This is a genomic window from Mycobacterium sp., from assembly GCF_025965855.1.
Taxonomy (GTDB): Bacteria; Actinomycetota; Actinomycetes; order Mycobacteriales; family Mycobacteriaceae; genus Mycobacterium.
Genome location: NZ_JAOPWB010000307.1, coordinates 1 through 10525 on the forward strand (window position 1 = coordinate 1; position 10525 = coordinate 10525).

Consider the following 10525-nt stretch of genomic DNA (forward strand, 5'->3'; position numbering starts at 1 on the left):
GAACGTGCGGTCGTTCGCTCTCCACCGCGCCGAGGTCGACATGCAGCCTGCGGGGCGTATCGGATCGGGCGCGCTGCGAGGCGGTGCGGCGCCAGCGGTTGCTGCCGCCGCTATGGTGACGTAGTGCCAGCGCCCTGCGCAGGTACAGGTGTGCGTCATGTTCCCAGGTGAACCCGATGGCTCCCAGCACCTGAATGCAGTCTTTGGCGTTGTCGACCGCGGCGTCCAAGGCGATGGCGGCTGCGGCGGCTGCCGCAAGCGGGCGGTCCGCGGCTTCCACCGAGGCGGCATCCCAGACCAATGCATCGGATTGCTCTGCGCGGCATAGCATTTCGGCGCACAGATGCTTGATTGCCTGGAATCGCCCGATCGGCTGGCCGAACTGCTCGCGCGTCTTGGCGTAGTCGGAGGCGATGCTCAGACAACGCCGTGCGATGCCCGTACAGGCCGCCGAGGTGGCGATCAGGTACAGATCCTCGACGTCCGAATGTGGATGGGTCAGCGCCGTAGTGACGGCGACGCCGTGGAATACCAACCGGGACAGGGGCGTCGAGAAATCGATTCCCGGTAATGCGGTCAGTTCGATGCCCGGCGCACCTGGGCACACCAACGCCCACACGTTGGTGTCGCCGTGGCCGGCCGACACCAACAGGGCAGACTCCGCCGAGGCACCGTCCACCGCAGCGAATGTGCCGCTCAGGCGTAGCTGGCCGGCGTCGTCCGTGTGCAGGACGGCGTCGTGGCTTCCTGTGGCGAGCGCCACGGGCATGCCGCCTTCGATGATGGCCGTGCATATCGATCGCGGCACGGCCGGTTCGGTGCTGCATACGAGGGCGGCAACAGCGGTTGCGGCCACTGGCCCCGGAATAAGTTCGGCACCGGACTGTTCGAGCATCGCGGCCAAGTCGCCGAGTGTTCCACCTGCGCCGCCGTGTTCATCGGCGACGGCGACAGCAAACAGTCCGAGATTGGCCAGCGGGGTCCACAACCGGCGCCAACCGACGCCGCTCTCGTCCCGGGCCGCCTCCATGACGCGGTGGCTGCGCGAAAGTGCGCGCACGGCGTCCTGGGCTGCCGTCTGCTCGGCGGTGCGGGCGACACTCATGTCAGTTACCCGCTGCGGGGCTGACGCCGCCGGGGGCCGAGTCCGCCCACTCCTGCGACCACGGCCAGAGCAGTTGTGCGGCGTCGCGGTCCGTCGCCAGGACCACATCGACCTCGTCGGACCACGAGTCCGCCTCGGTGGCCTCCACGGTTTGTGGAATCTCTACGTCAGCAATCACGGGCGACCGCCGAACTGAAGCTGAGGCCATCGTTAGGCGGCAGCAGCACGTCGACGAGGCGGTCCAGTTGATCGCCGATCACATCGAGCGTGGTGTTGCCGGCCGCGGCCTGCGTGACCGCGCCGAGCAACGCCAGGTGCATGGTCGACACCACCTCGGGCCAGGCACCAGAACCCAGTGCGGCCGACACGCGCCGATGGACCTCGACGTCGATCGCCTTCCGAATGGGTTGCACCGACTCGGATTTGGACATCAAAGCGCGGACACACGCGGTGCCGTATCGCGGTTCGCACGCAAGCAGCATGATGAGCTGGCGGAACTGGCCGCCGATTCGTTCCCGGGGTGCTTCGTGGAACTCTATGACCAGCGGCGACTCACGAAGTCGGTAGAGGCAGGTTTCGGCGATCAGTGCGTCGATGGATGCGAAATGGCCGCACACATCGAGGTACGCCAACCCCGCCCGGTCGGCGACCAATCGACGGCTGAGTGTCCGATAGGGATAGTGCCGGGACAGGTCGGTAATGGCTTGCGTAACCGTGCGGAGCACGGATTTGTGGCGTGCGACGCCGTCACGGTCGCGAACCACTCGCTGTTGTATCGCATGCGGTGTCGGCATGCTGGGCTCCGATCAGTTGCTCGAGAAGGACACACTGTCGCCGCTAGTGCTGCGCAGCGCAATGGCATCGATATCCGAGAGTTTGCGCGCGAGGCGTTCGACGTAGGCGGCGACGTCGGGTTCGGGTTTGTCGGGGAGTCCGAAGAGGACTTCAGTGACGCCGAGTTGTCTCCAGTGGGCGAGTTTGTCCGGGTCGGGTTTGAAGTCCAGGGCCACGATTTGGGGGTCGCCGTCGCGTCCGGCATTCTCCCAGGCGTCCTGCAGTAGCTTGACGGGCGCGTCGATGTTCAGATCCCGCGGTGTGGTCATCCAGCCGTCAGCGGAGCGCGCGATCCATTGGAAGTTCTTTTCGGTGCCGGCAGCCCCGACGAGGACGGGGATGTGGGCTTGGACCGGTTTGGGCCACGCCCAAGACGGGCCGAAGTTCACGAATTCGCCGTCGTATGCGGCTTCTTCCTGGGTCCACAGGCTGCGCATGGCTTCGAGGTATTCCCGCGGCATGGTGCGCCGCCGGTCGGGCGGCACGTTGTGGTCGGCCAATTCGTCAGTGTTCCAGCCGAACCCGACACCCAGGCTCACGCGGCCGCCGGAGAGGTGATCGAGGGTGGCGATGGATTTCGCCAGGGTGATGGGGTCGTGTTCGACGGGTAGGGCCACCGCGGTCGACAATCCCACACGCGTGGTCACCGAGGCGGCTGTGCCGAGCGAGACCCAGGGGTCCAGGGTGCGCATGTAGCGGTCATCAGGCAGCGTCTCATCACCGGTGGTGGGGTGCACGGCGGCACGCTTGAGCGGAATGTGGGTGTGCTCGGGCACATAGAACGTGGCGAACCCGTACTCGTCAGCCAGTTTGGCAGCGGCCGCCGGAGAAATACCGCGATCACTGGTGAACAAAGTCAGGCTGCCCCTCATTGGCTTCACCGATCGCCACTCCGTTGTTGCCAAACATGTGCCGCATGCGATAAAAACACAATGTTTTTCTACCAAAGTGGACTGTCGTGCACAAGTCCAGACCGCCGATGATCGGAAATGTCCTTGATTGATAGAGAGAGTTCACGGTGAAAGTCCATTTACAGGTAGACGGATCGCCCGACCGGGTCGCCGAACACGCACGGCAGCTCGACGAGTTGGGCGCGGACGGCGTCTTCACGTTCGAAGGCCAGCACGATGTGTTCCAGCCGTTGGTGGTTGCCGCCGGCAAGGCGCCATTGGAACTGATGACCAATGTTGCGATCGCGGGACCACGCAGCCCGCTGCATCTCGCGCACGCAGCCTATGACCTGCAGATGTACTGCGCTGGCCGGTTCCGCCTGGGACTAGGGTCGCAGGTCAGGGTCCACATCGAAAAGCGCTACGGCGCGCAGTGGGCCAAACCCGCGGCCAAGATGGCCGAAACCGTGGCGGCAGTCAAAGCGATCTTCGCCGCGTGGGAAGGACAGGCGCCACTGAACTTCCGCGGTGAGTACTACACCCACACCCTGATGCCGCCGAACTTCAACCCAGGCCCCAACCCGTTCGGCCCGCCACCCGTGCTGATGGGGGCGCTTGGCCCGATCATGACCCGCAAGGCCGCAGAAGTCGCCGACGGCCTGCTGGTGATGCCCTTCAATAGCGCGCGTCATTTCGCCGAGCGCACCCTGCCCGCGATCACCGAAGGGCTGCGCCGATCCGAGCGCGCCCCCGAGGACTTCCAGGTGGTGGCGCAAGCCATGGTGGCCGTCGGCCGCACTGGTGCTGAACTGGCGACCGCCACCGACGCGGTGGCAACGCTGATCGCCTTCTACGGATCAACACCCGCCTACGTGCCCGTCCTCGAGGTAGAGGGCTGGGCCGACATCCAGCCCGAACTGAATGCGTTGTCCAAGGTGGGCAAGTTTGCCGAGATGAGAGCACTCATCAACGACGACATGGTGGCCCGCCTCGGTGTAGTCGGGACCCCAGAGGAATGTGCCGCCGAAATCGGCCGTCGCTTCGGCGCGCACGCCTCCGATGTCTGCTGCTACTTTCCGGGCTACGAGCCCCCGACCACGGAGATCGCCGACCTCATCGTGGCGCTGCACCAGATCCCGGCACCAGCATGACCGATCTCACTGTCACCATCGCCGACGGAGTCGCGCTGCTGACTCTCAACCGGCCCGAGCGGCGCAACGCTTACACGCCCGAGATGGGTGCGCTGCTCAACCGCGCCTACCTGGACTGCGACGACGATGACGACGTTCGCGCGATCGTGCTCACCGGGGCGGGTGACGTGTTCTGCGCGGGCGCTGACTTTTTCACGGCGACAAGCTCTTTCGATGCTCCGCCGACTGATGTCGAGTTCACTGCCTCGCCGACCGACCCTGCTGCATTCGAACTGCGCACCCCGGTGATCGCGGCCGTCAACGGGCACGCCATCGGGATCGGGTTGACGATTGCGCTGCAGGCCGACATCCGAATGATGGCCGACCACGCCAAATACGCGGTCGCCCAGGTTCGCCGGGGCGTTATCCCGGACTGCATGTCGCATTGGACCCTGCCTCATTTGGCAGGCGGTGCGGTGGCCGCTGACATCCTCCTCACCGGGCGCACGTTCGACGGGGAAGAGGCCGCCGCGATGGGAATCGCCACCCGGTCGCTGCCCGCCCAAGAGGTGCTCGACCATGCGATGGCGGTGGCGCGCGATATCGCGGTGAATGTGGCGCCGATGTCGGCCGCGCTGAGCAAACGACTGCTCTGGGACACCATGATCAAGGCCTACACCCCGCGTCAGGTCGCCGACTTGGAGACAGCGCTACATCACCGCGTCATGGGCAGCGCCGACGCCGGCGAGGGCGTGAAAGCATTTCTGGAGCGGCGCGCCCCTAGATGGAGTGTATCGGTACCGCGGGAGTGGAAGCCGTTGCCCGAGGCCTGATCCGGCCGGCGGGTTGCGTCTTGGTGGCCGGGATTGTATTTTAGAACAACGGTGTTTTTTCAACCTGCCGAGAGAGCTCGGCGGCGAACGCGACCCGAACAGGAGCCGACACGGTGACCGTTGTCAGCGATGGCCAACCTGCTGGAGCGCCGGGAAAGCAGGTCCTGCGTGTCTCGGGCGGCGAAGAGGAACACGGCCACCTCGAGGAGTTCCGCACCGATCCGATCGCCCTGATGCAGCGGGTGCGCAACGAGTGCGGCGATGTCGGGTGGTTCCAGCTGGCGGACAAACACGTCATTCTGCTGTCGGGCGCCGGGGCCAACGAATTTTTCTTCCGCTCCTCAGACGATGACCTGGACCAGGCGGCGGCGTACCCGTTCATGACACCGATCTTCGGTAGAGGCGTCAACTTCGACGCCAGCCCAGAGCGGCGCAAGGAAATGCTGCACAACGCCGCACTGCGGGGCGAACAGATGAAGGGCCATGCGGCCACCATCGAAGACGAAGTCCGCCGGATGATCGCCGGCTGGGGCGAAACCGGTGAGATCGACCTGCTCGAGTTCTTCGCCGAGTTGACCATCTACACCTCCTCGGCATGCCTGATCGGCAACAAATTCCGCGAGGAGCTTGATCCCCGGTTCGCCCACCTGTACCACGAGCTCGAACGCGGCACCGATCCGCTGTGCTACGTGGACCCCTATCTGCCGATCGAGAGCTTTCGGCGCCGAGACGAAGCGCGGGTACAGCTCGTCGAACTCGTCGAAACCATCATGGAGGGTCGGCGACGCAACCGGCCCACTGACAAACGGGACCGCGACATGCTCGACGTGCTCATCACCATCACCGACGACGAGGGCAACCCGCGCTTCACCGCCGACGAGATCACCGGGATGTTCATCTCGATGATGTTCGCCGGGCACCACACCAGCTCCGGTACATCGTCGTGGACCCTGATCGAATTGTTGCGCCACCCCGACGTCTACGCCGCGGTCACCCGCGAGCTCGATGAGCTCTACGCCGACGGTCAAGAGGTGAGTTTCCATGCCCTGCGCCAGATTCCGAAGCTGGAGAACGTCCTTAAGGAGACCTTGCGGCTGCACCCACCGCTGATCATCCTGATGCGGGTGGCTCAGGGTGAATTCGAGGTGGAAGGCCATCCGATCCACAACGGTGACCTGGTGGCCGCCTCGCCGGCGATCTCGAACCGGATTCCCGAGGATTTTCCGAACCCCGATGCCTTTGACCCGGATCGCTACGAAAAACCGCGCCAGGAAGACCTAATCAACCGCTGGACCTGGATTCCGTTCGGCGCCGGACGGCACCGCTGCGTCGGGGCCGCGTTCGCCACCATGCAGATCAAAGCGATCTTCTCGGTTCTGTTGCGTGAATACGAGTTTGAGATGACCCAGCCGGCCGAGTCGTACCGCAACGACCACTCGAAGATGGTGGTCCAGTTGGAGCGTCCGGCGCGGGTCCGTTACCGGCGCCGCGAGTCGTGAGAGGAAGGGCGGTCATGGCCTTAACACGGCCGCCGTGCAGCGCGGATATCCAAGATCTCACCGTCGAGCGTCATACGGTGCAGCGATGGCAAAGCCGCTAATCCCGGTCGAGGTGATCTACACCCGAGCGCTGGCATTGCTGGACGCGGAGGGATCGCACGCGCTCAACGCGCGGCGACTGGCTGCCGATCTGCGAATTTCGACGCGCACGCTCTATCAGCAGGTAGGCAACCGCGAGCAATTGATCAGAGCATTGGTTGCACGCCATTTTTCCCAGCTCCGACTTGAGTTCCAGGAGTACGACGACTGGGAGACGACCGCATTCCAATGGTGCTTGACGTTTCACGACACGTTGCGCGCACACCCATTCCTCACTGAGTTGATGACCATCGAGGACCGGAGCGCGATCGAGGACTATGTCAACGAACTGGTGAAAGCAGCCCTGCGTGAAGGCATTCCACGGCGGCTGGCGATCGAGGCCTGCCGGGGGCTGGTGAACGTGACCATCAACCACACGATTGTGGAAGTCAGGGCGCTGCGAGAACCCGAGCACTCCGCGGAAACGGCCCTGGAAACGGCCAAGATCGAGAAGAACTTCCCGATGACGATCCGCTGGATACTCGCAGGGATCAAGGCCGAGGCGCGGGCCGGATCGTCACGTGGGACCTCACGTGCGCCGCGTCGCCGGGCAGTTGGTGGTAGCGCGTCCTAAGCCGCCCGGTCAGCAACGAATCAACCAGGAAGAAGCCCACCATTCACATCGATGTGCTCGCAGACGATCTCGGATTCACCGAAGGACCCGTATGGTTGCCCGACGGACGGATTGCGCTCACCTCGATCAGCCACGGGTGTGTGTACATCGTCGACCCGGCCGGGGGTCCGGTCGAGCGGATAGTCACCGGCGGCGGCCCCAATGGTCTTGCGCTGGGCCCGGACGGCACTCTCTATGTCGCCCAGAACGGAGGCCTATTCGGTGCCAGCGGTTCGGCAACTCCCGGGGTCCAGATCGTCGGTCACGGGCGTGTCGACTACTTCGCCACCGGAATGGAGGGTCCCAACGACCTGGCTTTCGGGCCGGACGGCCGGCTGTGGGTGACGGATACCCGCGCCGAGATCGACTACACTGCACCGGAATCCGGTGCACACGGGTGGCTGTGGGCGTGCGCCCTGGATGGATCCGAGCCAGAACGGCTCGTCGAAGACGGCCCGGTGTTCATCAACGGACTCGGTTTCACCCGCGATGCGCAGTCGTTGCTCGTCACGGCGACGTTGTCGTCGGGGTTGCTGGCCTACGACCTCGCTGCGGGGCCCTCGACGTGGGCGGAGCCGCACCTGGTACACACCTTCGACAACGGGTGGCCCGACGGCATGGTGATCAGTCCGTCGGGGGATGCCTGGGTGGCGCTGACGGCGGCCGACCGTATCGACGTCATCGACGGCGCCGGCAAGCGCAGCGCCGCGGTCGATCTCCCGGGCGGATCGCTGCCCACCAACGTGTGCATCGGCGGACCTGGGCTTGACGAGCTCTACGTGACCGCAGCGCACTCCCAGTCCCTGCTGCGGATACGGTTCGACGCCCGCGATCCATCGCCGGCCTAGGAGATGACGGGCTGACTTCAGCATCGGCCCAGAGTTCGCCGAGGCCGACCTTGTGTGTTGAAGGCCCGGCCTATAGCGTTAGAACAACACTGTTGTTTCAAATGTGTAGCGTCGCGGGCCGACCCGATGGAGGAGACGAATGACCATCCGTGTCGCCCATGTGGCAACCGGAAACGTGGGCCGGTTGGCGCTGGCGGGCATACTCACCAACCCGCAACTCGAGCTGACTGGGCTATACGTATCCACGCCGGAAAAGGTGGGCAAAGATGCGGGTGAGTTGGCCGGGCTCGACATCCGGACCGGCATCGTCGCCACCGATGACTTGGGTGCCGCGCTCGGCGGTGACCAACAATGCGCCATCTACTGCGCCATGGGTGACAACCGGATGGGTCGCGCGCTCAAGGACTGCTGCAGCATTCTGTCCCGGGGAATCAACGTCGTCGGATCAAGTCCGGTGCCCATGCAATACCCCTGGAAGGTGCTGCCCGACAAGTACATCGCACCTGTAGCCGACGCCGCACGGGAGGGGAAAGCGAGCTTCTTCGTCACCGGAGTCGATCCGGGATTCGTCAACGACTTGATACCGCTGGCCTTCTCGGGCACCTGCCAGCAGATCGAACAGGTGCGCTGCACCGAGATCGCCGACTACGCAACCTACGACGGCGCCACGGTGCTGTTCGACGTCATGGGCTTCGGTACGCCTGCCGACGTGACTCCCATGCAGCTGCAGCCGGGCCTGCTCGCGGCGTCGTGGGGGTGTTCTATCCGGCAGCTCGCCGCGGGGCTGGGGATTCGAATAGACGAGATCACCGAGCGCTGCGAACGCGAGTTCGCTTCCGAGGCATTCGAGATCGCGGCCGGCCGTATTCCTGCGGGTGGTCAGTCGGCACTCCGATTCGAGATCCGCGGTATGGCCGCGGGTCAGCCGGCCATCGTGATCGAGCATGTCACGCGGCTGCGTGAAGACACCCGGCCCGACTGGCCGCAGCCCGGGCAGCCCGGCGGTTCCTACCGGGTCGAGATCACGGGCGAGCCGTCCTACCGGATCGAGATCTGCCCCACCAGCCGCAAGGGTGACCACAACCACGCCGCGATCGTTGCCGCCGCAGGGCGAATCGTCAATTCCGTCCCCGCCGTCGTTGCGGCTGAACCGGGCATCCTGACCACACTGGATCTGCCACTGGTGACCGGTACGGGCCTGTACCAACCGGCTGGCTGATCCAGTCATTGTGACCTGCAACAACTTTCACGGACAAGAACAATCAGGAGAGCGATCATGGGACGGACCCAATAATGATGGCGTGCAGTTGCCATGACAGGTTTCAACCTGGGTTGGCCCAGTGAGCATGCTCCACGATGCGCGTCGCCGACTCCTGAACTCCTTTGTCCTAGCGATTCAACGTCCGCCACTGGCCGGTCCCGCCAGGTTGCGGCGTGGCGACGACGGCATCGATCTGACCGGAAAACGCGTGGTCCTCACCGGGGCCTCGTCGGGAATCGGTGAGGCCGCCGCGGCGAAGTTCGCGCGGCACGGCGCACAGGTGGTGCTGGTATCGCGTCGCGTGGATCTTCTCGACGAAGCGGCGGAACGAATCCGACAAGCCGGCGGGGACGCCACCGCAATGGCCTGCGACCTGTCGGATCGGGATGCCGTCGATGAACTGACGGGTTCGGTGCAGGAGCGACTCGGCGGCTGCGACATCCTAGTGAACAACGCGGGCAAGTCGATTCGGCGGCCACTACTAGAATCCCTTGAGCGTTGGCATGACATCGAGCGGACGATGAACCTCAACTACTACGCCCCGCTGCGGCTGATACGAGGGCTGGCGCCCGGCATGTTGGAGCGAGGAGACGGTCACATCATCAACGTCGCGACCTGGCGAGTGATGAGCGGCTCCGCACCAAAGTTCTCGGCATATAACGCGTCGAAATCGGCGCTCTCAGCAATCAGTCGGGTGATCGAGACCGAATGGTCAGCCCAAGGCGTGCACTCAACGACGCTGTACTACCCTTTGGTGGCGACAGCGATGATCGCTCCGACTACGGACTACGAGGGAGTGCCCGCGCTGACGCCCGGGGAGGCAGCGGACTGGATGATCACCGCAGCCAAATATCGACCGATCAGGATCGCGCCTCGGATGGCTATCTGCTCGCAAGCCATCGACACCGTTGCCCCGTCGTGGTCGGACGCAATGTTCAGGCTGTCTTGACCGTCATTGACGCGACGTTCGGACATCAATTCCGGCACGAGCGTCGGGCTATGCGCTAAGAGGCCAAATAATTTGGGACGATAGTCGTTTCAACGGAAACCGATCTAACCGATTGGACTCAACCAGCGCGCGAGGATATTCAGGGTTTGCCTTAGCCGCAACGTGTCGACAGAAGTTCGCTTTGGCCGGCGTTTGATCTGTCGGGGCATCTGGCTGAAATCGTCAGAGTTTTGTCATTGCGGCCATGGCTCTGGTGGTCGAATGTTGGGTGTATGGCCCGCCGCGTCCTTCTTGTCGCCTTCCCGGATCTCCAGCTGCTTGATCTCGCCGGCCCGCTTGTGGTGTTCGCGATGGCTGATCGGTTCAGTGACAGCGAGGTAAGCGAGTATGCGACCGAGGTCGTGAGTCCCGACGGCGGTGTGATT

Annotated in this window: 11 protein-coding genes; 7 read left to right on the forward strand and 4 right to left on the reverse strand. The window is 64.2% G+C overall.

Going from position 1 to position 10525, the window contains the following annotated elements; all coding sequences use genetic code 11:
- From JWP83_RS26510 to JWP83_RS26525, 4 genes are all read right to left on the reverse strand, one after another.
- Positions 1–1105 (reverse strand): acyl-CoA dehydrogenase family protein (locus JWP83_RS26510; protein ID WP_297737321.1); only part of this gene is annotated, 1105 nt, incomplete at its 3' end.
- Between the two features lies 1 nt (position 1106).
- Positions 1107–1283 (reverse strand): hypothetical protein, encoded by a 177-nt coding sequence (locus tag JWP83_RS26515; protein WP_297737324.1) that lies wholly within the window; start codon positions 1281–1283, stop codon positions 1107–1109.
- Positions 1273–1899, reverse strand: coding sequence for a TetR/AcrR family transcriptional regulator (locus JWP83_RS26520; protein ID WP_297737328.1), 627 nt, complete (start codon positions 1897–1899; stop codon positions 1273–1275). The genes JWP83_RS26515 and JWP83_RS26520 overlap by 11 nt, the downstream gene beginning before the upstream one ends.
- 12 nt (positions 1900–1911) lie before the next feature.
- A complete protein-coding gene (locus JWP83_RS26525; protein ID WP_297737331.1) occupies positions 1912–2811 on the reverse strand; it encodes an LLM class F420-dependent oxidoreductase in 900 nt (299 codons plus the stop codon).
- A gap of 146 nt (positions 2812–2957) precedes the next feature.
- Here JWP83_RS26525 and JWP83_RS26530 point away from each other — a divergent pair, with 146 nt between their 5' ends.
- The 7 genes from JWP83_RS26530 (at position 2958) to JWP83_RS26560 (ending at position 10100) form a co-directional block, all read left to right on the forward strand.
- Positions 2958–3980, forward strand: coding sequence for a TIGR03617 family F420-dependent LLM class oxidoreductase (locus JWP83_RS26530; RefSeq protein WP_297737334.1), 1023 nt, complete (start codon positions 2958–2960; stop codon positions 3978–3980).
- Positions 3977–4792 carry an enoyl-CoA hydratase-related protein gene (locus JWP83_RS26535; protein WP_297737337.1) on the forward strand — a complete coding sequence of 272 codons (816 nt, stop codon included), beginning with the start codon at positions 3977–3979 and terminating at the stop codon, positions 4790–4792. Before JWP83_RS26530 ends, JWP83_RS26535 begins: the two co-directional genes overlap by 4 nt.
- 113 nt (positions 4793–4905) lie before the next feature.
- Positions 4906–6291, forward strand: a complete 1386-nt coding sequence (locus JWP83_RS26540; protein ID WP_297737340.1) for a cytochrome P450 — start codon at positions 4906–4908, stop codon at positions 6289–6291.
- An 85-nt stretch (positions 6292–6376) separates the two neighbouring features.
- Positions 6377–7003 carry a hypothetical protein gene (locus JWP83_RS26545; RefSeq protein WP_297737343.1) on the forward strand — a complete coding sequence of 209 codons (627 nt, stop codon included), beginning with the start codon at positions 6377–6379 and terminating at the stop codon, positions 7001–7003.
- A 53-nt stretch (positions 7004–7056) separates the two neighbouring features.
- Positions 7057–7890, forward strand: coding sequence for an SMP-30/gluconolactonase/LRE family protein (locus tag JWP83_RS26550; protein ID WP_297737346.1), 834 nt, complete (start codon positions 7057–7059; stop codon positions 7888–7890).
- A 139-nt stretch (positions 7891–8029) separates the two neighbouring features.
- On the forward strand, positions 8030–9109 hold the full coding sequence (locus JWP83_RS26555; protein WP_297737350.1) for a diacylglycerol kinase: 1080 nt from the start codon (positions 8030–8032) through the stop codon (positions 9107–9109).
- Between the two features lie 127 nt (positions 9110–9236).
- Positions 9237–10100: an SDR family oxidoreductase gene (locus JWP83_RS26560; protein WP_297737353.1), complete on the forward strand. Its 864-nt coding sequence runs from the start codon at positions 9237–9239 to the stop codon at positions 10098–10100.
- The last annotated feature ends 425 nt before the right edge of the window (positions 10101–10525 follow it).